General features: G+C 59.1%; 21 protein-coding genes. All 21 read right to left on the bottom strand.

Annotated elements, in window-relative coordinates:
• Positions 1 to 121: 121 nt before the first annotated feature.
• The 21 genes from O6929_01450 to O6929_01350 all read right to left on the bottom strand — a co-directional run bounded on the left by O6929_01450 (position 122) and on the right by O6929_01350 (position 24,930).
• Positions 122 to 250 (bottom strand): hypothetical protein, encoded by a 129-nt coding sequence (locus tag O6929_01450; protein MCZ6479061.1) that lies wholly within the window; start codon positions 248 to 250, stop codon positions 122 to 124.
• A gap of 127 nt (positions 251 to 377) precedes the next feature.
• Entirely contained in the window at positions 378 to 1,331 is a 954-nt protein-coding gene (locus O6929_01445) for a selenium metabolism-associated LysR family transcriptional regulator (GenBank protein ID MCZ6479060.1), read from the bottom strand.
• An 11-nt stretch (positions 1,332 to 1,342) separates the two neighbouring features.
• Entirely contained in the window at positions 1,343 to 2,392 is a 1,050-nt protein-coding gene (locus O6929_01440) for a glycosyltransferase (protein MCZ6479059.1), read from the bottom strand.
• A 63-nt stretch (positions 2,393 to 2,455) separates the two neighbouring features.
• A complete protein-coding gene (gatB, locus tag O6929_01435; protein ID MCZ6479058.1) occupies positions 2,456 to 3,910 on the bottom strand; it encodes an Asp-tRNA(Asn)/Glu-tRNA(Gln) amidotransferase subunit GatB in 1,455 nt (484 codons plus the stop codon).
• Between the two features lie 109 nt (positions 3,911 to 4,019).
• Entirely contained in the window at positions 4,020 to 4,610 is a 591-nt protein-coding gene (locus O6929_01430; GenBank protein ID MCZ6479057.1) for a gamma-glutamylcyclotransferase, read from the bottom strand.
• Positions 4,611 to 4,738: 128 nt separating this feature from the next.
• A complete protein-coding gene (gene gatA / locus O6929_01425) occupies positions 4,739 to 6,199 on the bottom strand; it encodes an Asp-tRNA(Asn)/Glu-tRNA(Gln) amidotransferase subunit GatA (protein ID MCZ6479056.1) in 1,461 nt (486 codons plus the stop codon).
• A gap of 128 nt (positions 6,200 to 6,327) precedes the next feature.
• Positions 6,328 to 6,618 (bottom strand): Asp-tRNA(Asn)/Glu-tRNA(Gln) amidotransferase subunit GatC, encoded by a 291-nt coding sequence (gene gatC / locus O6929_01420; protein MCZ6479055.1) that lies wholly within the window; start codon positions 6,616 to 6,618, stop codon positions 6,328 to 6,330.
• 524 nt (positions 6,619 to 7,142) lie between these two features.
• Positions 7,143 to 9,335, bottom strand: a complete 2,193-nt coding sequence (locus tag O6929_01415) for a UvrD-helicase domain-containing protein (protein MCZ6479054.1) — start codon at positions 9,333 to 9,335, stop codon at positions 7,143 to 7,145.
• Between the two features lie 12 nt (positions 9,336 to 9,347).
• Positions 9,348 to 11,120: a chloride channel protein gene (locus O6929_01410; GenBank protein MCZ6479053.1), complete on the bottom strand. Its 1,773-nt coding sequence runs from the start codon at positions 11,118 to 11,120 to the stop codon at positions 9,348 to 9,350.
• A gap of 69 nt (positions 11,121 to 11,189) precedes the next feature.
• Positions 11,190 to 13,019 (bottom strand): glutamine--fructose-6-phosphate transaminase (isomerizing), encoded by a 1,830-nt coding sequence (gene glmS, locus O6929_01405; protein ID MCZ6479052.1) that lies wholly within the window; start codon positions 13,017 to 13,019, stop codon positions 11,190 to 11,192.
• A 189-nt stretch (positions 13,020 to 13,208) separates the two neighbouring features.
• Positions 13,209 to 14,621: a bifunctional UDP-N-acetylglucosamine diphosphorylase/glucosamine-1-phosphate N-acetyltransferase GlmU gene (gene glmU / locus O6929_01400; protein MCZ6479051.1), complete on the bottom strand. Its 1,413-nt coding sequence runs from the start codon at positions 14,619 to 14,621 to the stop codon at positions 13,209 to 13,211.
• A gap of 215 nt (positions 14,622 to 14,836) precedes the next feature.
• On the bottom strand, positions 14,837 to 15,754 hold the full coding sequence (gene era / locus O6929_01395; protein MCZ6479050.1) for a GTPase Era: 918 nt from the start codon (positions 15,752 to 15,754) through the stop codon (positions 14,837 to 14,839).
• Positions 15,755 to 16,129: 375 nt separating this feature from the next.
• On the bottom strand, positions 16,130 to 16,465 hold the full coding sequence (locus O6929_01390) for a hypothetical protein (GenBank protein MCZ6479049.1): 336 nt from the start codon (positions 16,463 to 16,465) through the stop codon (positions 16,130 to 16,132).
• A 19-nt stretch (positions 16,466 to 16,484) separates the two neighbouring features.
• Positions 16,485 to 17,213, bottom strand: a complete 729-nt coding sequence (locus O6929_01385) for a PilZ domain-containing protein (GenBank protein MCZ6479048.1) — start codon at positions 17,211 to 17,213, stop codon at positions 16,485 to 16,487.
• A gap of 52 nt (positions 17,214 to 17,265) precedes the next feature.
• Positions 17,266 to 17,634 carry a response regulator gene (locus O6929_01380; protein ID MCZ6479047.1) on the bottom strand — a complete coding sequence of 123 codons (369 nt, stop codon included), beginning with the start codon at positions 17,632 to 17,634 and terminating at the stop codon, positions 17,266 to 17,268.
• Between the two features lie 317 nt (positions 17,635 to 17,951).
• Positions 17,952 to 18,383 (bottom strand): hypothetical protein, encoded by a 432-nt coding sequence (locus tag O6929_01375; GenBank protein ID MCZ6479046.1) that lies wholly within the window; start codon positions 18,381 to 18,383, stop codon positions 17,952 to 17,954.
• A 65-nt stretch (positions 18,384 to 18,448) separates the two neighbouring features.
• A complete protein-coding gene (locus tag O6929_01370; GenBank protein MCZ6479045.1) occupies positions 18,449 to 20,248 on the bottom strand; it encodes an ATP-binding protein in 1,800 nt (599 codons plus the stop codon).
• Between the two features lies 1 nt (position 20,249).
• A complete protein-coding gene (locus O6929_01365; protein ID MCZ6479044.1) occupies positions 20,250 to 21,602 on the bottom strand; it encodes a sigma-54 dependent transcriptional regulator in 1,353 nt (450 codons plus the stop codon).
• A gap of 210 nt (positions 21,603 to 21,812) precedes the next feature.
• On the bottom strand, positions 21,813 to 22,166 hold the full coding sequence (gene ybeY, locus O6929_01360; GenBank protein MCZ6479043.1) for an rRNA maturation RNase YbeY: 354 nt from the start codon (positions 22,164 to 22,166) through the stop codon (positions 21,813 to 21,815).
• Positions 22,147 to 23,823, bottom strand: a complete 1,677-nt coding sequence (locus tag O6929_01355) for an HDIG domain-containing protein (GenBank protein ID MCZ6479042.1) — start codon at positions 23,821 to 23,823, stop codon at positions 22,147 to 22,149. Before O6929_01355 ends, ybeY begins: the two co-directional genes overlap by 20 nt.
• Before the next feature lie 75 nt (positions 23,824 to 23,898).
• Positions 23,899 to 24,930: a PhoH family protein gene (locus O6929_01350; GenBank protein MCZ6479041.1), complete on the bottom strand. Its 1,032-nt coding sequence runs from the start codon at positions 24,928 to 24,930 to the stop codon at positions 23,899 to 23,901.
• Positions 24,931 to 25,205: the final 275 nt, after the last annotated feature.

Raw genomic sequence — 25,205 nt, 5'->3', positions numbered from 1 at the left:
GCTCAGCCGAACCGCTCACCACCCCGAGGAGGATCGAGGGGCCGAATTTGAGCAGCCTGCCTTGTTGCAAGGGCCGTGATCGAGTGCAGCGAGAAGGTTGGCGCAAATAGTTGGAACGGCACTAGAGTAGACTTCGGAGGTAAGCGCTCAGATAATCGACCACGGTGACGACAATGTAGATGGCAATCAGCAGGGTGAGGAGCTGGTTTTCGAGGAAGAGGCTGATCGCAATGTGGATTTGTTGGCCCAAGCCTCCTGCCCCGACCAAACCCAGTATCGCTGCCGCCCGGATGTTCACCTCCCACCGGTAAAGAGTGTAGGAGACAAAGTTGGGGTAGGCCTGTGGAAGAAAGCCATACAGGACGAGAGGAGGGCCTTTAGGACTCTTTGCCTCGGATGGAGCCTAGCGAATTGAGCACGAAGGTAGCAAAGGTCTTACAGAGGGGAGATCTAGAGCGGACCTTATGGTAGATAAGATAAAAGTCCCGGGTGAGCCGCGGGCCCTCAAGGGCTACCGTGCGCAGCGTCCCCCGGTCCAGGTCTTCCTGGATAGCCCGAATTGAGATCACCGAAATCCCTGCACCACTCTTGACCGCTTGGCGGATTGCCTCGGTGCTCCCCAGCTCTGCGACCACGGTGAGAGCCCTGGTGTCCAGGCCTGCGGAACGAAGCGCCTCCTCCAATACCTTTCTGGACCCCGACCCGAGTTCCCGCAAGATAACGGGCTGCCCGAACAGCTCCGCCAGGGCAACCGCAGGCCGCGCAGCCCACCCGTGATCTGCAGGCAGAGCAACCACCAGTTCATCTTCCAGCAGCTTCGTGTAGACCAACTGACCGTCGTCAAACTTGGCCCCCACGGCCCCCAGTTCATACGTCCCCTCCAACACGCCTCGGGCAATATCCCTCGAGTCACCGATCCTCAAGGTGAGGAAGATCTCCGGGTACTGGGCCTTGAACCGGGCCAAGAGTGCGGGGAGGACGTACTCACCAGGAATGTTGCTCCCCCCGATGATCAAATGTCCCTTCAAGGAGCCCTTGTACTCCTCCAGAGCCTGGAGCGCCTGGTTCCTCAGGGCAAGCACCTGCTTAGCATACCCATACAGTACCTCTCCCGCCTTTGTCAGCACTACCTCCCGACCGAGCCGGTCCAAGAGCTTGAGCCCCACAAATTCCTCGAGCCCCTTGATGTGGCCGCTCACCGTCGGTTGAGTCAGATAGACCGCCTCGGCGGCCTTCGAGAAGCTTTTCAACTCTACGATCTTGCAAAAGACCTCTAAGGCACGAATATCCATGCGATTATCTCGGATCGCTTCCTGCTCCTGGGGCCCCACCCCGGAGCTGGCTATTCGCCAGGCCCCATCACGGCCCTGCGCAGGTCGCGGTAAAGCTGCTCGTAGGCATCGATCTCCCGCTCCGGGGAGAATTCCCGCTCGATCTTTGCCTTCGCGTGCCTACCCAGACGCCGGCGAAGATCAGGATCGACGATCAGGCGTTCAGCTTTCCGCTCAAAGTCATCTTCGGAGGTGAAGAGGAGGCCGTCCACCTCGTCCACGATCACGGATCGGTTTCCCTCGATATCCGAGGCGAGGACCGCCACCCCCCGACTCATGGCCTCGAGGACGGCATTGGACATCCCTCCTTCCGAAAGGGAGGAGTTGACCACCACGTCGACTACTCGGAGCATGCTGCAGATCACCTCATGCGGGACCTCCCCCAGATAGCGGGCCCATTGGTTGCCCGCGAGGAGCTCGAGGAGGCGCCTTCCCTCCTCCTCCTCCACGATGGGGCCCGCATACAGGGCGCGAAGATTCGGGTAACTGACCTGGAGACGCGAGAGGGGGGGAACACAAAAGGGAAGATTCTTCACTCTTCGGATCCCTGCTGGGAAGAAGAAGACGATGTGCCGGGAATCCAGTCCCCACTGAGCATGATGATCCTCCTCTTTGCCGTCGCATGCGACCGTCTGCCTGATCACTCTAACCCTTCCATGAAGCTCAGGAACTTCCCTGAGGAGCTTTCCCTGGATGCTCTCATGAAAAGCCACAACACCCTGAGCCCCTTTCAGCACCTCGACCACCTTTTCGCGTCGCTCGGAATCAAACAGATCGTGGTTGACGTCTGTGCCGGTGATGGTGACCAGGGCTGGTACACGTGCCTCCGCCGCCTCCGCTACTACCAGGTCCCCGGTCACAAAGGCGTGAAAGCCGTGGACGAGGTCGGGGCCAAAATCCCGGATGGCCGAAGGGACTTCCCGCCGATCCTGAAAGGCTTCGAGCGAGTAGATCCCCACCTGATATCCGCGCTCCCGGAGTCCCGACGCAATCCGTTCCACCGTGACCGCATTGCCACGAGTGGAAGGGTAGCAGTACGGGGTCACCAAGGCGATTCGCATCTTTGATTCCTTGTAAAGACCACTAGGCACACGCCTTTTGCGCGTTGCTCGCGGGATGAGCGCCTACCGACCGGACAGCTTCTCTCGGAGCAGATCGTTGATCAGTTTCGGATTGGCCTTCCCTTTGGTCAAGCGCATCACCGCCCCGACTAAAGCAGTGAGGGCTTTCTCCTTTCCCGCCCTGAAGTCAGATACAGGACCCGGATTCTCGGCCAGGACCTGGTCCACGATCCGGCTGAGTTCCTCGCGGTCGGTGATCTGGACCAGTCCCTTCTCTTGGATGATCACCTCAGGGCTTCTCCCCGTCTGATACATCTCCTCGAAGACCGTCTTGGCGATCTTTCCGCTGATGATCTCCCCCTGGATCAGCTTCAGGAGGGCAGCCAACTGGGTGGGGCTGACGGGGCTTTCAGTGATTTCTTTCCCTTCCCGATTGAGATATCCCAATAGCTCCGACATGATCCAGTTGCTCACCAGCTTGGGGTCCCGGTGGAGTTGCGTGGACTCTTCGAAGTAGTTTGCGAGCGCCTTATTGGCGGTGAGTACCGCTGCATCATACTCCGGGAGCCCGTACGCCTGCATGAACCGTCGGCGCCGTTCTGCGGGAAGTTCCGGGAGATTCGCCGCGATCTCCTCAATCCAGGCGGGGGAAACTTCGATGCGGACCAAATCAGGCTCCGGGAAGTAGCGGTAGTCGTGGGCCTCCTCTTTCCCTCGCATGGGGAGAGTGATCCCCTGGTCGGGATCCCAGAGGCGAGTTTCCTGGACAACCGGCTGACTGGATGTCAGGAGCCCGATCTGCCGCTGAATTTCATACTCTAACGCTCGCTGGACATTTCTAAAGGAGTTCATGTTCTTGACCTCGGTCTTCACCCCATAGCCCGAGGTCCCCTCCGGACGGATCGAGACATTGGCGTCGCAGCGAAGATTTCCCTCCTCCATGTTTCCCTGGGACACCCCCAGATATTGGAGAATGGCGCGAAACTGTTTCAGAAACTCCCCCGCCTCCTCAGGCGTGCGGAGGTCCGGCTCCGTTACCATTTCGATCAACGGCACGCCGCACCGATTGAAATCCACCAGGCTGTACTCCGCCTGATCCATGGTCCCGGCATGCAGGAGTTTCCCCGCATCTTCTTCGAGATGGATCCGCCGAATCCTGACCCGCTTGACTGTTCCGTCATCACTGGTCTCTACGTGGCCCCCCGTGGCCAGGGGCAATTCGTACTGTGAAATCTGATAGTCCTTGGGGAGGTCGGGGTAAAAATAGTTCTTCCGGGCAAAACGGGAGCGGGGGGCGACCGTGCCATGGACCGCCAGGGCGGTCCGGATGGCATACTCTACCGCCTTCTTATTGAGGACCGGCAAGACCCCCGGCATGCCCAGACAAACGGGGCAGGTCTGAGAGTTGGGAGTCTCTCCGAAGCGGGTGCTACAGCCGCAAAAGATCTTTGACTCGGTGAGGAGTTGAACATGGACCTCAAGTCCGATCACCGCCTCGTATTTTAGTTCACTGTTCATGGTTCACCGTTCAACGACCGGTGTCCGATGACCGATGACCGTGGGGAACCAAAAAGCTTTCCCCTGCCTTGTCGTCGGTCGTCGGTGGTCGGTCGTCGGTCATCGGTACTCAGCCAGATGTCTTGATCGCCTCCAGCCGCATGATATACGCGTCAGACAGACCATGCTCTTCCGCTCCCTGGACCAGGAGCCGCATATAGCGTTTCGATGGCGACCGATAGCCACTTGGTCGGACCACGATATAGGCGAAAGCCTCGCATGGTTTCCCATCTTTCAGCTCTACCGTCAACTTCTTCCGGATATAGTCACTGGGGACCCCCTCGTACTGGTCCAGGGCTTTCAGATCCGGCTCACCGACCTCCCAGAGGACTCCCTCCACAACTCGTCCCGGCGTGGGCTTCAGATCAGCGGCCCCGCCACCCCACATGGTGGAGCTTTGGGTGAAGGTAATGTCGTAGTCACGGAGCGTGACTGCCGAGACAAACTTGCCCCCTGGACAGCGCCTTTTGAACCAGACCCGCTCCATATTAGAGCCATACGCAAAGTACAACATTAGCTTCGCTCGATGACCGACGACCGATGACCGATGACCGAAGTCGGAAAGGGCGAGGAGGGGGTTCCTTCCGAGGCAGGCGACATCTGGCTTGCGTCGGCCGGGGTCCCGCCGCCGGAGCCTAGCGCAGGCGGGGGTGGCCCGCACTGGCGAATTACAACGCCTAAGCGTGCGTAACGTTGCCCCTGCGCATCAAATCCTCGGAGAATATGGCGCGGCTGAGGAAGGTCCATCCGAGCCCTTAGTTGTCGGACAGTGGTCATCGGTTAACCCCGTTAGAGGGGTCGTTTGCGTTTGTGCCAATCCGTGGCCTGTTCATAGGCAAAGGCCACCTGTAAGAGAGTCTCCTCATCAAAGGGCTTCCCGAGGAGCTGCAGACCTATGGGGAGACCGGCTTGAGTAAAGCCGCAGGGGAGCGAGATCCCCGGGATCCCTGCCAGGTTGGCGGAGATGGTGAAGATGTCTGAAAGATACATGGTCAAGGGATCGTCTGTCTTCTCGCCGAGACGAAAGGCAGCTGTGGGTGCAGTCGGGGTCAGGATCACCTCGCACCGCTTGAAGGCCTCCTCGAAGTCTTTCCGAATCAAGGTCCGCACCTTCAGCGCCTTCACATAGTAGGCGTCGTAGTATCCGGCGCTCAGGGCATAGGTCCCCAGCATGATCCGTCGCTTCACCTCGGCACCGAATCCTTCCCGCCGGGTCCGCGTGTACATGGCGAGGAGGTCTTTGCTCTCCGAAGCACGGATTCCATACTTCACCCCGTCATACCGGGCCAGGTTCGAACTCGCCTCCGCCGTAGCCACCAGATAGTAGGTCGCCACGGCATACTCGGTGTGGGGGAGAGTGATGCGCTCTGCCCTTGCGCCCAGGGATTCCAAAACAGTGATGGCCTGCCGGATAGCTGTCTCGACTTCAGGGTCCATCCCTTCGACGAAGTACTCATCCGGGATGCCAATCCTCAGGTTTGTGATCTCCCGACCGAGCGCAGCCGTGTAGTCCGGGACGGGCAGGTCCACCGAGGTGGAGTCGCAGGGATCGTGACCGGTGATGACGTTCAAGAGGATCGCCGCATCCCGAACATCTTTGGTCATGGGCCCGATCTGATCGAGCGATGACGCGAAGGCGACAAGCCCATATCGGGAGACCCGACCATAGGTCGGTTTCAGTCCGACGATGCCGCAGAGGGCAGCCGGCTGCCGGATCGAACCCCCGGTGTCCGAGCCGATCGCCCCGGCGCACAAGTCCGCCGCCGCCGCCGCCGCCGATCCCCCGCTGGACCCCCCTGGGACGCGGCCCAAGTCCCAGGGATTTCGGGTGACCTTGTACCCCGAATTCTCGGTGGAAGATCCCATGGCAAATTCGTCCATATTGGTCTTGCCGAGAAGGACCATGCCAGCCTGGTATAGGCGTTTCATCACCGTCGCGTCATAGGGGGGAACGAATCCCTCGAGGATCTTGGAGGAGCAGGTGGTCGGGATCCCCTGCGTGCAAATGACATCCTTGATGGCAAGTGGAATACCGGCTAACGGACCGACGTCGTCCCCTCGCGCAATCCGTCGATCCAGACGCGTTGCCATCCCCAACGCCTCCCGACCGGTCACGGCCATGAACGCGTGGACCTTCCCCTCCAGCTGTGCGATCCGCTTCAGAAACGCCCTCAGCACCTCGCCGGCCGTCACCTTTCGGTGCTGGAGCAGTTCCTGCAATCCATGAATGCCCAGTTCGTACAGTTCCATCCTAAGAATCGTTCATAGTTCAGGATTCACGGTTCATTGTATTGAGAAACTTGCTCTGGCAGACGTTGGACCTTGGGCATTGGACTTTCCCGGTTTCGCCTCTGAACCCTCAACCATCAACCCTAAACCTATTCTTCGAGAATTCGAGGAACGCGGAAGAGGGCCTCCTGCCGATCGGGGGCATTTGCCAAGGCCTGATCCTGAGAAAGAGATGGGCGGACCTTATCTTCGCGAAACACATTGGTCATGGGGATAACGTGGGAAGTCGGCTCGACCTGACTGGTATCCAGCTCGTTCAGCTTGTCGATGTACGTCAGGATCGCATCCAGCTGAGCCCGCATTCTCTCCCTCTCCTCCTCGGAAAGGGCCAGGCGGGCCAGCCTCCCCACATGCTCCACCTCTTCGTACGAGATTTTCATCGTCTTATCTCCCCCCTCGAAGTAGGGTCATGATAGCATTTCACGATAAGCTCACAAAGATTTTCCGATGGGAGCAGCGCCTCCACGCCCCTCGCTCCGGCCCTCTCATGGTAGCCGAGCCAGGAAGGGCTCAGGGAGTGGGTCTTCCCCGGCGGAACAATTCCACGGGGTCGGTCTCGCGAAAGCCGGTACTTCCGCGCCAGGCGGTTCGCCCCTGCGTCAGGACGGCCATCCCCCACCTCCACTTCGCTCCGGTGGGACGTCCCCCCCCTGGCCGCCCGCAAACCAGGTTCCGCCGCGTCCAGGCCCAGCTCCCCTCGCCCTTCCGAAGATACGCGACTCTCCTCGCGGATTTTTGTTTATTTAGGCCGCACCTGAAGGTCCCCAGCGACATTGCCGTGAGCGGCGGGGCCCCTCGGCGTGCATAAGATTGCCCCTGCGACTCAAGCCCCAGGAGAATATGGCGCGGCCGAGGAAGGTCCCTTCGAGCTGTTAGTCAAGGATGTCCCCCGGAACCCGACCATTCAGGCCCGCGAGAGCTGGGCGTATTTCACCTTGAGTTTTTTGGTTCCAATCCCAGAAAAAGTAACCACCACCTTCATCTCTTCTCCATGCCCAATCCGCTCCCGGATCCTGCCCACGCCCCATTCCGGATGCCGCACCCAGACCCCGGGCTGGTAGAAGTCCACAAAGGGGATCTGGTCCTCCTCTACCTCATAACGCGGGGATGGCTGATGAGAGCCTTCGAGTGTAGACGCAGAGGACAGTGTCAAGGCCTCGATCCTGTGAAGGAGGTGCGGTTTAATCTCTTCCAAAAACCGGGAGGGGAGATTGAAGCTCTCTGCGCCGTAAAGCCGCCGCTGTACGGCCGTGGTGAGGAACAGGCGCCTCTTGGCTCGGGTCATCCCCACGTAGCAGAGCCGCCGCTCCTCCTCGAGCTCTTCGGGATCGGTGTAGGCCCGACCGTGGGGGAAGAGCCCCTCCTCCATTCCCGCGATGAAGACCACTGGAAACTCTAACCCCTTGGCCATGTGCAGGGTCATCAGGGTCACCTTGCCCCCGGTATCCTTCAACCCCTCATCCACATCGGTGAGAAGACTGACCATATCCAGGAACGCGTGCAGCGAGGTGTCTTCACTCCGTTGCGTGAAATCTTGAGCAGCCGAGATGAGCTCCCGTAGGTTCTCGATCCGGCTCAAGGCGTCTGGGGTTCCCTCCTTTTCCAGTTCCGCCACGTAGCCAGTCTCGTGCAGGAGGGTCGAGACCAAGTCGGGAACCGAGGTCTCAGGGAGCCGCATTACGAACCGCTCGATGAGAGACCGAAAATCTTGCAGGGCCTTGAGCTGTCGTGTGGGCAACAGTCCGTGTTTTTCGATCTCAGCACATGCCTCCCACAGGGAGAGCCCACTGGCCATGGCAAATTGAGTGAGCCGGTCTAAGGTTGTCCGGCCAACCCCTCTCGGCGGAACGTTCACCGCTCGGAGAAAACCGACCGAGTCGGCAGGGTTAGCTATCAGTCTTAGATAGGCCAAGAGGTCTCGAATCTCCTTGCGCTCGTAGAACCTCAGACCCCCCACAATGACGTAAGGCACGACGGCCCGCTTCAAGGCATCCTCCAGAACTCGGGACTGGGCGTTTACCCGATAGAAGACGGCGAAGTCGTCAAAGCTGTATCCCTCCTGCACCGCGAGATGCCGAATGGTCTCTACGATGAAGGCCGCTTCATGCTCCTCATCCCTCGCGTGACAGAAGCCAATCGGCTCCCCCGCGTCATTATCGGTCCACAACCTTTTTTCCTTGCGACCACGGTTCCAGGCGATGACGGAGGAAGCTGCCTCTAAGATAGACTTGGTCGAGCGATAGTTTTGCTCGAGCCGGATCACCTTGCAGAGCGGATAGTCCCGCTCAAAATCCAAGATGTTTCCGAGATCCGCTCCCCGCCACCGATAGATCGACTGATCGTCATCCCCTACCACTGCCAGGTTTTGGTGTCGTTCGGCGAGTAGCCGGATTAACCGGTACTGGGCGTGATTGGTGTCCTGATACTCATCCACCATGATATAGATCCAGAGGTCTTGGTAGGAGGTTAGGATCATCGGCCGCTCGAGGAAGAGCCGTACGGTCTCACTCAGGAGGTCGTCAAAGTCGAGCGCCCCGTTTCGTTGAAGCGCAGCTTGGTATCGGTAATAGATCCGAGCAACACGTTCTTCCATGTAATCGGCAGCCTGAGCCGCATACTCGGCCGGGGTAAGGAGATCATTCTTGGCGCGACTGATCCTGGACTGGACCACCCTCGGATGTATCACCCGCTCGCTCAGGTCTAACTCCCGGAGGCACGTCCTCAGGAGAGCCAGCTGATCGCCCTCATCGTAGATGACAAAAGAGGAACGGAGGCCCAGGTGCTGGGCGCTTTTCCTCAGGATCTTGACGCAGGTGGCGTGAAATGTTCCCACCCAGACGTTCAGCCCCTCTGCCCCCAGAAGATTGGCCACCCGCTCCCGCATCTCCTCGGCCGCCTTGTTGGTGAACGTCACGGCGAGGACATTCCAGGGCCGAATGTTGAGCTCGCCTATGAGGTAGGCAATGCGGTGGGTAATGACACGCGTCTTCCCTGATCCGGCCCCGGCGAGGATAAGGAGGGGGCCCTCGGTGTGGAGGACCGCCTCCCGCTGCGGCGGATTCAAATCGGCCAGGATGGCTGCAGGGTCTACGGGCACGCTCGTGGTAGGCTAGAGCAAATGTTTGTCAATCAAGGCGCGATTGTAAGCTCGGACGATGTGGGCACGCGAGATAATTCCCAGCAACTTCCTCGGGTTATCCGGATCCACCACCGGCAAGTGCCCCAGGTCCCGCACGTGGAACCGGACAAGGACATCATGGAGGCTGTTGTACGGAGTGACCGTGACCAGATCCTTGGTGGACAAGTCCCCCATCTTGGCTTGCAAATCTCCATTGCCCAGGCCCAGGGCCTTCTGCACGTCCTGGGCGGTCACGACCCCCGTGAGTTCCCCCGACTGGTTCAACACGGGGAACCACTCATGCTGCTCCTCGGCGGACCTCTCGAGGAACCCCTCGACGGTCATCTCCTCAGGGATCCAGAGGAGTCGATGAGTCATGGCATCGCGAACCGGGGTCGCAGCCATGATGTCCACGTCCCGCCCGGCCCGGAATCTGAGACCCCGCTTCACGAGCTTCTGGGTGTAGATGGTCTCCTTGTTCAGCACGTTATAGATGAGGACACTGATCACCGTGCTGGTCATGATCGGCAGGATGATACGGTAGTCGCCAGTCATCTCAAAGATGATGATGATGGCGGTGATGGGCGCCTGGGCCGCCCCACCGAAGACCGCCCCCATCCCGACAAGGGCATAGGCCCCCGCACCCGCAGTGAAGCTAGGAAAGAGGCCATGGACCATGTGGCCGTAGGCCCCGCCCAGCATGGCCCCCACAAACAGGGCCGGAGCAAAGACCCCCCCAGATCCTCCCGAGCCGAGGGTCAGCGGGGTGGCCAGCATCTTGGCGAAGATGAGGATCGCCAGGAGGGCGAGGGACGTTCTCCCGTTCAGGGCATCCTCAATCGCCGGGAAACCGGTCCCGAAAATCTGAGGAAGGAACACCCCCATCACTCCCACGAGGAGACCGCCCACGGCGGGCATCAAGTAGGCGGGAAAATGCCAGCTGTCGAAGCGGTCCTCAAACCAGTAGAGCATGCGCACGAAGGCCACCGCCGCCAGGCCGGCGAGGACTCCGAGCAACAGAAAAAGGGGCATCTCCTTGGCGCTCAGCAGCTGGTATGCTGGAACGGTGAAGGAAGGAAAATCGCCCAGCGCGGCGCGGGACACGATGACCGAGGCCACGGAGGAAAGGACAACCAGACTGAAGTCGAGAGTGACCTGCCCCATGAAGATCTCGAGGGCGAACATCGCACCCGCGATAGGGGCGTTGAAGGTGGCGGCGATCCCCGCGGCAGCCCCGCACGCCACGAGCGTCTTGATCCGCTCATCGGACATCTTGAGGAATTGTCCCACGGTGGAGCCGATCCCGGCCCCAATCTGGATCATGGGTCCCTCTCGACCCGCAGAGCCGCCCGAGCCGATGGTGATGGCGGAGGCCAGGATCTTGATGAAGGCCACCCGCTTCCGAATCCGTCCCCCCATGACCGTGATCGCTGTCATGACCTCAGGGACCCCATGGCCTTTAGCCTCTTGGGCGAAGTGATAGATCAAGGGCCCGACGACCAGGCCTCCGATCGCCGGGAGGAGGATGACGTAATACTCCCCCAAGAGGGTGAGTGCCCCGCGGCCAGTCTCGAAGAAAAAGTAGGTGGTATATTGGAGGAGTTTAATGAAGGCCACGGACCCAACACCGGTCGCGAGCCCCACGAGGATAGAGACGATGGTGAGATAGGCCCCTTCCGGGATGCGGGGATGGTAGGCGAGATCGAGAAGCGTGCGCCGGAGAGTACCAGGCGTTCCTGTTTGCCCCTCCTTCTCCTCAGCCATGCCCTATATCGGCCTCCCTGCCTGTGGAGAGTCCCAGCCCACTGCGCGCCACCGCACACCCCACGCTCCTTACTCTACGGTGACACTTTTGGCCAGATTCCGTGGTTGGTCGACATCGCAGCCCTTGCGAACGGCGATGTGGTAGGCGAGAAGCTGCAGGGGAATCACCAAAAGGATGGGGGTCAGCAGCGGACTGGTCGCCGGAATGCTCACACAATGATCGACCCGAGAGGCTAGCTCGGTATCGCCCTCAGTCCCCACGGCGATCACGATTCCCCCCCTGGCTTTGACCTCTTGGATGTTTGCCAGGATCTTGGCGTAGGTTCGATCTTGTGGGGCCAGAAAGACCACGGGCATCTTGGCATCAATCAAGGCGATAGGACCGTGTTTCATCTCCCCAGCCGGATATCCCTCGGCATGGATATATGAGATCTCCTTGAGCTTTAAAGCTCCCTCCAGGGCAATGGGGTAATTGATCCCGCGGCCCAGGAAGAGGAAGTCGGCATGCTGATAGTAGAGGCGGCTCAGCCGCTCCACCGCCTCACCGGAATGCATGGTTTCTTCAGCTAACTGGGGAAGGTGTAAGAGCGCGGCCAGCAATTCCTGAGTTCGGGAGGCGTCCAGGCATCCCCTAGAGCGCCCGAGATACAGCGCAAAGAGATACAGGGCCGTGAGTTGCGCAGTGAAGGCTTTGGTCGAGGCCACGCCGATCTCAGGGCCGGCATGGGTGTAAAAGACCCCATCACTCTCCCGAGCGATGGAGCTGCCTACCACATTGACAATGGAAACCACGCGGCAATCGCGTCCCTTGGCCTCCCGGAGGGCTACGAGGGTGTCCAGGGTCTCCCCGGACTGACTGATGGCGAGCACCAGGGTATCGGGACCGAGGATGAGATCCCTGTAGCGGAACTCGGAGCTATAATCCACCTCCACCGGGATCCGGCCGATCTCCTCCAGGAGAAACTTGGCCACCAAGGCGGCGTGCCAGGAGGTGCCACAGGCCACCAGCACCACTCGTTGGACGTGGGGAAGGACCTCCTCCACTGCCTCCATTCCGTCCAGAAAGATTTCACCAGCTTCTAGCGAGTACCGCCCCAACATCGTATCTCGGATGGCACGCGGCTGTTCATAGATCTCTTTGAGCATAAAATGCTTGTGGCCACCCTTCTCCACCAGGATCGGACTCCATGCGATCCGCTCGACTGCTCGGCGTACGGGATCCCCCTCTAATGTGGTGACCATCACCCCTTCCCGGCTGATCACGGCAATCTCGTGATCCTCCAGGAACAGAACATTCTGCGTGTGGGCCAACAGCGCCGGAATATCCGAGGCGACGAGGAATTCCCCCTCCCCCAGCCCCACTACCAACGGGCTGGAACATTTGGCTCCCACAATCCGGTCAGGATCCCCCTTCCACATCGCCGCAACCGCATATGCCCCGGAAACCTCGCTGAGAGCCCGCCTCATCGCCTCTTCCAGGTCGCCCTCGAGGTATTTTTCAATGAGATGAACGATGACCTCTGTGTCAGTGTCGGAGGTAAACCGGTGCCCTTCGGCAACCAGTTTCTCCTTCAGCGGCACGTAGTTCTCAATGATGCCGTTGTGCACCAGCACAATATCGCCAGTGCAATCAACATGGGGATGGGCATTTTCCTCGGAGGGGCGACCGTGGGTGGCCCAGCGGGTATGGCCAATCCCGATGTCACCGCCGAGCGTCTTTCCCCACAGGATATTTTCCAGTTCCTTAATCTTCCCGACACTCCGGTAAATTTGGAGCTCACCCTGCTGGAGGAAGGCGACACCTGCGGAATCGTAGCCCCGGTATTCGAGCCGTTTCAACCCATCCAAGAGGACCGGAACGACCTTCTTCGGTCCCACGTATCCGATGATCCCACACATGCAGTCCGCCTCTCAGCCTCTAGTACCGTTCCAACTAATTGTGCCACCTTTCTCGCTGCACTCGTTCACGACCTTTGCAACAAGGCAGGCCGATCAAATTCGGCCCCTCGATCCTCCTCGGGGTGGTGAGCGGTTCGGCTGAGCTCACCGTCGAAGCCCTGTCGAACCACTTATCAAGTTGGAACGGCACTAGTCATCGTCATCTTTGGGGGGAGCCATGGCCTCCCGCTTTTTTCGGGTCGCTGCCGCCCGACCTTCTTTGTTGACCTGCGGGGCCCGGCCAAACGCCACGGCATCCGGAGGGACCGCTTCGTTGATGGTCGAGCCGGCCGCAATGATTGCCCCCTTCCCCACCGTCACTGGCGCCACCAGGTTCGTGTTGCTCCCCACAAACACGTCGTCCTCGATCACCGTTTCGTGCTTGGCAAAGCCGTCGTAATTACAAGTGATCGTCCCCGCCCCAATATTGACCTTCTCCCCCATCTGGGTGTCGCCGATATAGGCCAGGTGCGGGACCTTGGACCCTTCGCCAATCACTGCCTTTTTCACCTCACAGAAATTCCCCACCTTGACTTTCCGCTTCAGCCGGGTCTGCGGTCTCAGATGCGCAAACGGACCAATCACACACCCTTCGGCAATCTCGCTCCCCACGATGACCGAGCCGTCCAGCACCGTGACCTGCTCGCCCAGCTGGGAGTTTTGAATCCGGCAATTGCTATAAATGACGCACCCTTCCCCGATCGTTGTCGCCCCCTCCAGGATCACCCCTGGATAAATCACCGTGTCCGGGCCAATTTGGACGGTGTCATCAATGTAGGTGGCCTGGGGGTCGATCAGGGTCACCCCCTCGCACATCAGGCGCTCATGTACGCGGTGCCGGAGCACCGTCGCGGCTTGGGCCAGCTCGGCCCGCGTGTTGATCCCCTGCACTTCCGTCGGATCGGCCACCAGGACCGCCTGGACCGGCTGGCCCTGCTGTACCAAGACCTGCACCACCTCCGGCAGAAAGACCTCCCCTTTCACCGGGGAGACCTGTACCCCCCGGAGGGCCTCGAAGAGCTCAGCGGCGGCGAAGCAGTAAACCCCTGCATTAATTTCGGAGACCTGCTTCTCCGCTTCCGTCGCCTCCACCTCCTCCACGATGCGGCGCAGGCGCCCTTGCTCATCCCGCAGGATCCGGCCGTAGCCGGCTGGGTTCTCCACGCGGGCGGTCAGCAGGGTCGCGACCGCACCACCCGCGTGGTACGCCTCGATGAGCTGTCGGACGGTCTCCACCCTGAGCAGGGGGGTATCGGCAGCCAGGACCAAGACTGTCCCGTCAAACCCTCGGAGGCCTTCCTCGACCTGGCGCACCGCGTGGCCGGTCCCCTTCGGCTCGCCCTGGTGCACAAACTCGGCCGGTTGGCCGGCCAGGGCCTGTTTCACCTCTTCCGCCTGGTGGGACACCACCACGAGCACTCGTTTGACGCCCAGCCGCAGGCAAAGATCAACCGGGTAGTGCACTAACGGCCGGCCGAGAAGTGGATGGAGGACCTTGGCTTTCCGGGACCGCATCCGGGTCCCCTCGCCGGCGGCTAGGATGACGGCGCAATTATCCTCCATTCCCCCTCCATCGCCCGTGGGTCAAGCGTGGGAGGCTGTACCCACCGGCCCTTCAGCATTGTCCCAATCCTATCATAAGGAATTATAAGGGGAAAGCAGAAGCTCACAGCTTGATATCTCATGTTTTCGACAACTCCTCTCCGGTCTTTGTCTTATTCAGCCTTCTGCGGGGTTCAGCCACATCACCGGCACCGCACGAGGGCTTCCGACAAGCCTTACCCATGCCTTTGCAGAAAGCCGAACCGGCGCAAGGCCTCCTTATCTTTCCGCCAATCCTTACGGACCTTGACCCACAGGCCGAGATAGACGCGGCTGCCGAGGAGCCCCTCGATGTCTCGGCGTGCCTGCTGGCCGATCTTCTTGAGCATCTGGCCCCCCGCCCCGATGATGATCCCTTTCTGGGAGTCCTTTTCCACATAAATGGTGGCCTGGATGTCGACGATCCCCTCCTCGTCCCGCTCTTTCATCTCGTCCACCTGAACCGCGACGGCGTAAGGGACTTCCTGGTGCGCCAGATGGAATACCTTCTCCCGGATGATCTCAGCCACTAAAAGATACATGGGCTGATCTGTCGCCTGTTCGGGAGGGAAGAAAGGAGGGCTGTCTGGAAGATACGTGAGGAGGACGTGCTCCAGCCGGTCGAGATTGACTGCGTCCGTCGCCGAGATGGGGATCACGTCGGCTGAGGACATCAGCTTCTGGCACTTCTCTAGTACGGGGAGGAGGTTTTGCTTCGGCTTAACCAGGTCCACTTTGTTTAGGGCAACAACCACCGGGGTCTTGACATCCCTCAGATGTCCGTGAATAAGCCGGTCCTCATCGGCCAAGGGATCGGCAGCGTCAATGATCCAAAGGATGACATCCACGTCCTCCAAGGTCTTGAGGGCGATCCGGACCATCTCGCGATTGAAGAGGGACTTAGCATGGTGGATGCCAGGCGTATCCAAGAAGATCATCTGGTACGCCCCGGTCGTCCTCACCCCGGCAATCCGGTTCCTAGTCGTTTGGGGCTTCGAGGAGACCACGGCAACCTTCTGTCCCACGTAATAGTTGATCAGTGTGGACTTCCCCACGTTAGGCCGACCAATCACGGCAATAAAACCTGCTTTATGGCTGGGTGGAGCTCCGGTCATCCTTTCCCTCCGTGTGCGGGAAAGATACCAGGCTCTGGGCCTTCTCACAATGTCTTACTCTTCCGAAATCAATTCCGGCCGCGGTGAATGGTAACACCGGCCCTTCATCAAGAACCACCCCTAAACTAATCCTTCCCATCTGGGCAGACCCCAGCCCCTACGGGTGTGGATCATCGCACTTCGTCCGAATCGAGAGGTCCGTCAGAAGTCAAAGAGAAACTGGATCTTGAGCCTCGTCATGTCGGTGGGTCTCTTAATGGATTATACTTTGGGAGGCTGAATCGGCTTGTCGAACTGTTGAAGGAGTCGGTGAGGGCGCAGAAGGCGTCTTCAGTGGTTACGATTTTGCGGAGGCTGGATCGATATTCGAAGACCTCACTCTATCTTCTTGAGAGACCTGAGGCCGACATGCTCAATTTCCCATCCTGACCCTACTCTGTTATAGGTAACGTCTGCCTCCGCCTTATACACTCCGGGCACTTTCGGATCCTGCAAGGTCAAAGTAATGGAATAAATCCGATGTTGTTCGTCTTCCCTCTTATCATTTATAAGTAATTCTTTGATCTGCGAACGGGATTGAAATATCCACCCCGTCTCTCTTTCTCCTAACATTCTGCCAATGAGGTCAGACTTTAATTGTTCGCCCTCCCATCCTTGAAAGGCATATCCCACGATCAAGGCAAAGGACAATATCACAATTACCGCTTTCATGAGGCCTTCCATTTTTTGTTTATCCTCTCTTTATCCCCTCTGCAAACGCTTCGTCCGAGTCGAGCACCTGCCGGAGAAGGGCGCTAATGAGGAAGAGTTCCTTGTCGACATCATCCCAAAGGAATCGAAGTCCGTGGAGCACGTCCTGTTCCTCAAGGGCAGCCCGGGCCCACATTACCTCCATTTCGGCCTCTACAGGCGAAAGGGTGATCCACGGGGGGACCACCACGATCACACGCGTATGGATGGGGAGGGCCTGGTCAAGGGCGATCATCAGCCCCTCGTCGCTGAGATTTTTGGCCCGACCCGACACGCGGGACTCCGGGGGGACCCGGCACGTAATATCAACAGTGATGGGAAAGCGGGTGGAGGCCCGGGGGGTTGGGCCTGCCTGGAAGGTCAGGAGCCGTTCCCAGATGAGGCGGCCCGGCCCGGCCCACCTGGTGAACCGCATGCCCATGCGGCAGGGGGTACCCTCGGCCGTCCAGACCACCATCGCTTCCGCTCGGGCGTTCCGACCCCCGACAACCAAGAAGAGGTCCGTCCGGGTACCTGGAACTAGCGGCTCCGGGACCTCGAGCAGCAGCCCGCCCCGGCTCACATTCCTGGTGCTGCCAAAAGCCCGGTGGTCTGGGACCGCCGGATCCCCGCAGAGGACTGGCATGCGGAGGGGAAACCGGGGGTGATGGCGGGTTGCATTATGGTTGCCATTCTGGTCCACGGCCGATCTATCCCAATGAATCTTCACCTCGACCTCCCGAGAATTTGATCGTCTTTGTGCAAACCCTGCGAGGTTGGAATTACAGAGTCCTCACAATTGTCTTCAACCGCGCCGGACTAATCGGCTTCTCCAGAAATTCCGACACTTTCAACTGTGCTGCTCGTGCCTTGACCTGTTTGTCTTCTTCAGCGCCGACCACAATCACGGTAATTGCGGGATTGAAATCCCGAAAGATGCGGACGAGTTCCCAACCACTCGTAGCGATGCCCAGAACCGGCGGCAGGTCGAGGTCGATGATTGCCACCTCGAAAATACGCGCCTTTACCTTCTCGATGGCTTCCCGACTATCCGCGGCTGTCTCGACGCTATACCCGGCGCCCAGGAGCGAATCCCTCAATCCATCCCGGCAGTGGCGATCATCATCCACGACGAGAATCTTCTTCTCCACGGCTGCTGTACTTTCACCATTCAACGGCTTCGTGCCTCCCATACTGACTTGATGTTCATCCCTTCCACGATAGTGTCACAAGCAGATAAGGAGCGAGTTGCTCATGGACAAGGCACACTCCATGCCAACCCGAGGGCAGATTTCCTTTGGCTCGGGGCCATCTTCCTGATTTTCGCGCTTTTGGCCGAGACTCTCAGTGAATGTTTCAGGTGGGCAGGGCTTCCGTGAACAGGTAAGATTTACACGGGGCTGATGTAAGGATTACATGGAAGGGATAGTGACTGAGCGGACTGACGATAAAGGAGGGATCAATATATTCATCTCGGGGTGCTTAAGAGCGCCTCTGCCAGTATCTGAGCTTTCTCTGCGAGATTGAAAGCTCTGAGGAAATCCCCGAATGAAAGCGCCTCTCTTGCCTTGGATAGGAAGCTTTGAATCGTCGAAAAGATCTCCTGCTGCTCTTCGGCCAACGTCTTCTGATCTACCTGCTTGACAATTTTCTCTGCTCCTTCGATTTGGGCCTCGGCGTCCCATCTCTGGCTACTCTCACCTTCGGTTCCCACCTGGGGTGAGAGAATAGGAGGAGGGGAGGGAGGCTCTTTTTCAGGGGGGGGCGGTGTCGGCGGAGCCGAAGGGGGGGGCGGTGTCGGCTCAGCCGGAGGAGGGGGTGGGGCCACGACGATCTTGGGTTTGGCACAGCCCACCGCGATGACTATAAGGAGAATGAAATACCACAGTGGTCTCTTCACGAGCCTGTACCCGGATGGTTCGGCCTCGCCCCAAAGCATCTCCCTCTGGCGGAACAAGGCCGGCACTAGCGCGCTGGAAGTCGAACGGTCAGGGTTGTCCCCTGGTCCGCCCCAGAGAAGACATCAATGACACCATCATGCATCTGGACGATCCGGTAAACCATGGAGAGACCGATTCCACTGCCACTCGGTTTCGTCGTGTAATAGAGCCGAAATATCTTGTCAAGATCTTCAGGCGCGATCCCGACCCCTGTGTCGGTGATACTCACATTGACAAACCCATCCTCCCGTTCCGTCGACACCTTGACCTTTCCTCCGTCCGGCATGGCCTGACAGGCGTTCAGCAGGATGTTCAGGAAGGCCTGGCGGAGAAGCTCCTCATCGGCAGGAATAAGAGGGAGGGTAGAATCGAACTGAAAGGTGAACGCGATCCCCCCCTCTTTCCATTCGGCCTCTAAGAGGGACGCAACATCTGTCAAGACAGCGTTCAGGTCGAGCAGTTTCACGCTCAGTTCCTCAGGGCGGATAAACCTCAAAAACCGTTGGACCACCCGATCCAATCTCCGGATCTCGCTCCCGATGACGTCCAGACTCTGTTGAACCTCCTCAGGAGAACCGTCCAGCTTCTCCTTGAGGAGTTCGAGATGGATCGTCATGGCGTTGAGGGGGTTCTTGACCTCGTGGGCCACCCCTGAAGTGAGCCTCCCAAGCGCAGTCAGTTTGGCGGAATAGCTGACCAAGGACTGGAGCGTCTTGATCGATTCAAGGTCTTTCAAGATAACCATGACCCCCATTGTCTCTTGGGCATCCGTCACAAAAAAGACAGAGACCAGAAACTCTTTGGGGCTTCCATCGTTGGGGAGTGTCATGGGGGCATTATGAAAACCGGACTTTTGTTCAAAGGCTTGCTCGAACAGGGGGCAAAGAGGATGGGATGGGACCAGCATCTCCTCCCACGGCCATCCGATGACCTGCTCAAGAGGCCTCCCCACGACACCCTCGGCAACTTTGTTAAAAAACAGAACCCGGCGGTCTTGCGTGAACAGGATAATCCCGTCCTCCAGGTGATCCACGACCTGTTGCAGTTGCTCCTTTTCACTCAACATTTTCAGACGGTCTGACTGTAGCTGCTGGCCAAGGAGCTGGAGCTGCGAGGCCAGCTCTCCAAACTCGTCCTCCCGGCCAAGGTGGCCTCCAATCTCGAAGTCACCCCGCCTGAGCCGGTCCATCTCCTGCGTGAGTTTCCGGATTGGCCTGAGGATCAGGTTGCCCAAACCCATCGCGAAGAGCCAAGCCACGGCCAGGGCAACCACAGCCAGGCCGAGACTATTTTTCAAAGAGGTGTTCAGCTCTCGCCTCAACAGGCTGGTGGCGATCCCCAGTTGGATCTTCCCGAAGGGTTTGCCGTCGAGACTCAGAGGCAGTGTGTCCTCGTAGATTTCCCCTCCCCCGTACAGGACTTGGAAGAGCTGGAAGCGATTGAGGGAAAGGAGCGCTTGGAGTCTCGGTCTCTCGGGGGCAAATGAGCCCTCTTTTACCCGCTCGCTATGGAGGACCACCTCGCCCTCTCGGTCGGCGATGAGCGCGTACAGGAGGTGAGGCGAGTATCCTACACTGGCGTCAAGGAGGCTTCTCAGCTCTCGATCGCTTCGTAAGATATCCCAGTGACTTCCGCCTCGGACACGGGAGAGGGAACGGCTGCTCTGAGCATATATCTGCTTCGCAATCAGCTCAGTCTGTCGTAAGGCTTCCTGGACGACAACCTTGGTCAATTGCGACAGGTGGATAAAGGTGGTGGTGGCCACCACCAGGAAGGTGAGAAGGGTGATGGCTAAGGCCTCCTTGCCTCTGACGCCGAAGCGCATACTACGCACCGTATCGATGGAGCTTGTTGTGCAGGGTCTTTAAGCTGATCCCCAAGATCTCGGCCGCTTTCGTCTTGTTGTTGTTGACGGAAGCGAGTGTCCTCCGGATGAGGTCCCTTTCCGCCTCCTCGAGGGAGATCCCGAGCGGGACCGTGATGGAATCGGGACCGTCATCTTTTGTCTCGCTGGCAATGCTCGGGGGGAGGTGTCTTGAGGCAATGAGGTCGGTTTCGCAGGCGATGATCGCTCGCTCGATGGTGTTCCTGAGTTCTCTGACATTTCCCGGCCATGGATGCCGCATCAAGTCCCGCAGCGCCGTTTCGTCGACCGATTTGATCCGCTTCTCATACTTGGCATTCAACTCCTCGACGAACGCCTGGATGAGCAGGGGAATGTCATCACCTCTCTCCCTGAGTGCGGGGAGGGAGAGAGTAAAGACGTTTAGGCGGTAGTAGAGATCCCCTCTCAGGGCCCCATCCTTTATCGCTTTCAAGGGATCCTTGTTGGTCGCAGCCAATACCCGCACATCGATCTTGATCTCTTGCTTCCCCCCGAGGCGCCTCACCGTGCCATCCTCGACGATTCGCAGGAACTTCGCCTGGGTTGCGGGGCTCATCTCGGCAATCTCATCCAGGAATATTGTTCCTTCATTCGCCAACTCAAAACAGCCGACTCTCCGCTCCATCGCGCCGGTGAACGCTCCCCTCTCATGACCGAAAATCTCACTTTCTAATAGGGTCTCTGGGATGGCCGAGCAGTTCACGGCAACGAATGCCTTTTGACTCCGGGGCGACAGCTCGTGGAGGATGTGCGCTACCAGCTCCTTACCAGTCCCGCTTTCTCCCGAGATCAGGACGGGGGCAGATGTTGGGGCTGCGAGGTCAATGAGTCGATACACCTCCTGCATGGCCTTGCCTTTCCCCACCAGCTTCCCAAACCCCCACACCTTTTTCAGCCGCCGCCGAAGGAGAGTCACCTCCCGAACCGCTTCCCCCTTCTCCAGGGCTCTCTGGATCAGGATCCTGAGCCGTGGAACGTCCACTGGCTTTGTTAGATAGTCGTAGGCCCCGTGCTTCATGGCGTCGACGGCTGTTTCGATCGTCCCATGGCCAGTGAGGATGATGACCGTGGCGAAAGGTAACTCCTCTTGGATGGCCTTCAAGAACCCTAGCCCGTCGAGCTTGGGCATGACCAGATCGGCGACGACGACGGCTGGGAGGAAGGCGACGGCCCGCTGCAAGGCTTCCTCCCCGTCGGAGGCTTCCTCGACCTCGTAGCCCCAGTTTGAAAGGAGCGCCTTCAACCCCTTCCGCGAAGCTGCTTCATCGTCGGCGACCAAGATCCGATGCTTCATCGCGTCTCCCTAAACCTCTTATGGCTACACATTCCAGAAGAGACCTGGCGGCCCCTCAGGCTTTCCTTCGCCCGAGACGACGTCCCGTTTTCTGTGGACTGAGTCGGGACCCCTGCTCCCGCATCTTACGCGCAGGGCCCAAGTATCCTCCGACGGACATGTGCTGTCAAGCGTCGCAGACCGACCCAGGAAGATCTTTGAACACGCCTTTCAGGAGCCTGGTTTCGAAGAAATTGCGAGAAGCCGGGCCTGTTCGGTCCACATGCGGCGACGGGTTGCGGGGGTCGAATCGTCGTAGCCCACGAGGTGCAGGATGCCGTGGATCAAAAGCAACGCTAGTTCGTGCGGAAGGGAATGGCCGTGTTCTTTGGCCTGGCGAGCAGCGGTCTCGACCGAGATGACCACATCGCCGAGGAGATGGGGCTGGGGCGAAGGGAGACCCTGCTGTTGCGGAAAGGCCAGGACGTCGGTGGGACGATCGTGGTTCAAGTACACCTTATTGAGGCGCCGGATGGCCCGATCATCGACGAGGAGCACCGAGACCTCATCGCTCGGTCTGCCCAAGACGCTTGATGTCTTCTCCCCCACCCTTTTTAGCTGCGACAGGTCGACCCGCCTCCTCCTTTGCCGGTTTCGGATCGGTATCCCCATCCCCTTTCCTTTCTCCTTCCTTCTTTTTCACCTCTTCAAACTTGTACCCTGGATAGTCGACCCGGTGGTGGTGGCTGGCGGTGAGGACGCGGACAAAGGCCTTGGCAATCTGGTGGAGATCCTTCAGGGTGAGATCACATTCGGACAGTTCCCCCTCGATAAAGATGCTATTCGCCAACCGCTGGACAAGGCCCTGGATCCGGGCCGGTGTGGGATCGTTCAGCGTCCTCGCCGCGGCCTCGACTGCATCAGCTAACATCAGGATCGCCGCCTCCCTGGTCTGGGGTTTGGGCCCGGGGTAGCGATAATCCTCTTCCTTGACCTCGCTCAGGTCGGGATCCTGAGACTCCTTAGCCTTCTCGTAAAAATAGGTCACCAGGCGGGTGCCGTGGTGCTGCGGGATGAGATCGACGATGGCAGGGGGCAGCCGGTGTTCCAGCGCCAACTCGATCCCTTCCTTGACGTGGGAGACAACGATAAGGCTGCTCAGGTGTGGGGAAAGCTTCTCGTGCCTCTTCAGGGCGTCCATGTGGTTCTCGATGAAGTAGACCGGCTTCTTCACCTTGCCGATATCGTGGTAGTACGCCCCCACCCGACACAAGAGTGGATTGGCACCGATGGCCTCGGCTGCCGCCTCCGCCAGCTCCCCCATCATTAAGCTATGGTGGTACGTCCCGGGTGCAGTCCTCATCAGCTGCTTGAGCAGGGGCCGGTTCAAGTTGGAGAGCTCGAGGAGCTTCAGATCGGTGGCGGTCTCAAAGAGATACTCCAGCACGGGGAGAAGCGTCGAGGCGAAGAGGGCAACTAACACCCCGTTCACGAGGCCGGCTCCCAGGTCAAACGGGAGCGTCGTTGCTGACCGGCCATAGATCGGGATGAATGTAAGGACAGTAACGCAATTGGCGATGGCCACCCAGAACCCTGCCTTGAAGAAGGTGGTTCGATCCTGGGTCGGCCGGACACTAAAGGCACCGACGACCGCACCAACCAACCCGAACAGGAGGAAAGCGACGTCATCCGTCACGAGGAACTTGGTGAGGAGGCTCAGGGCGACGGCCCCTCCAAAGGCTATCCGGGTGTTGAAGAGGACGGTGAGCAGCACACTCCCCAGGGCCACGGGAATGGTATAGTAGAAAGATTGCAGCGGAATAAAGGGAAAACTTTGGCTTAAGGATTGAAGGATGATCAGGAGAAAGCGATTGATCAGGATGCTCAGGAGGACCACCGTCCCCAAAAGACACAGGTTCTTCGAGGATATGACCGGGTGGGGCTCGAGGACCCGAGCATAAAAGTAGAGCGCGCCGAGCGCGAAAAGGACAAAGAGCAGAATTGCCAAAACCGAAAAGGGCCCGAGGGGGAGCGGTCGATAGGAGACGATCACTGCCGTGATGGCCACCACCAACACGACCCCCAAGATGAAGCGAATAGGTGGCCGCTCCTCAGAGGCCCGAAAGACGTACCCCATCGGGGAGAGGCGATAGCGGTAGGCCGGCAGGGTTGTCGGCTTACCCCCCGCCTTGGCGTTGTTGGCTTTCTTTGTCCCTGATGAAAGCCACTTGGAAATCTTCATCATCTCCCCAAAAGGGATTCCGGTGAAGCCAAATTATCGATGGAAGCTCACGGGAGTGAACTCGCAGCCGCCTCCTCAGCGTCCCTGAGTTGTTTCCGGGTTCTCATCTGTTCGAGTGGGGTCTTCCGAGGACGAGGGTGAGGTCTGGAACTGCTCATAGGCATGAATGATCTGCTGGACCAACTCGTGACGAACGACGTCCTTCTGGCCAAGGTAGACGAAATTAATCCCCTCAACATCCCTCAGGACCGACCGCACCTCGATGAGCCCTGAGATCTTTCCGGGGGGAAGATCCACCTGGGTGATGTCGCCTGTGATCACCGCTCTCGAGCTGAGCCCGATCCGGGTGAGAAACATCTTCATCTGCTCGGACGTGGTATTCTGCGCCTCATCCAGGATAATGAAGGCATCATTCAAGGTCCGCCCCCTCATGAATGCGAGCGGGGCGATCTCGATCACGCCCATCTCGATTAGGCGGTTCACTCGCTCGGTCTCGAGCATGTCGTAGAGCGCATCGTACAAGGGACGGAGATAGGGGTGGATCTTTTCGTACAGGGTTCCGGGAAGAAACCCGAGGCGCTCCCCCGCCTCCACGGCTGGGCGGGTGAGGATGATCCGGCTCACCTGTCGCCGCAGATGGGCCGAGACAGCCATCGCCATCGCCAGGTAGGTCTTGCCGGTCCCAGCGGGGCCAATGCCAAAAACGATATCGTAGTTCCGGATGGCGTCGATGTACCGCTGCTGGCCGAGGCTCTTGGGTCGGACCGGACGCTTCTTGGGAGAGACCTCAATTACCTCGCCCTGGATCTTCCGGAAGGCCTCATCCTCATGCTGGGCAAGGTGCCGGAGGGCCAGCTTTACGTCGTGGGTTCCGACGGTGCGTCCCCCCTCCAGGAGGGTGGTGAGCTCGCCGATCACCTTCTCGGCAATACCGATCTGCTCCTCAGGCCCGCTGATGGTCAAGAGCCCGTTTCGGGCCACTATCCGAATGTGGAGAGAATCCTCCACCATTCGGATATGTTCATCGTTCCGACCGAAGAGGGCCTGCATCTGGGGCCCGGCAGGTAGCGGGAGCTGCCTTTGAGCCGTCGCTTGCTCTCCTTCCATTCGCTGCGGGATACTTCCCCTCCTGAGAGGCATGCGGGGACGGCCGTGACCGTCCCCGGTAGATCCCTCAATAAAAGGCTACTCCCCCTATCCTCCCACTGTCAACTGAAAAAACTTTCGGTTTTTGCAAGAATTCCGAAAAGTTAGCTGCCATCAAGTTTGAGGCGCAGCTCCTTGAGTTGAACCGTGTCCACAACCGTCGGGGCACCCGTCATGAGGCACTGGGCTCGCTGGGTCTTGGGAAAGGCAATCACCTCGCGGATCGACTCGGCCCC

The sequence above is a fragment of the Candidatus Methylomirabilota bacterium genome (assembly GCA_027293415.1).
Classification (GTDB): Bacteria; Methylomirabilota; Methylomirabilia; order Methylomirabilales; family CSP1-5; genus CSP1-5.
The sequence above is the reverse complement of the archived record's forward strand: the minus strand, read 5'-3'. Positions and strand labels throughout refer to the sequence as shown.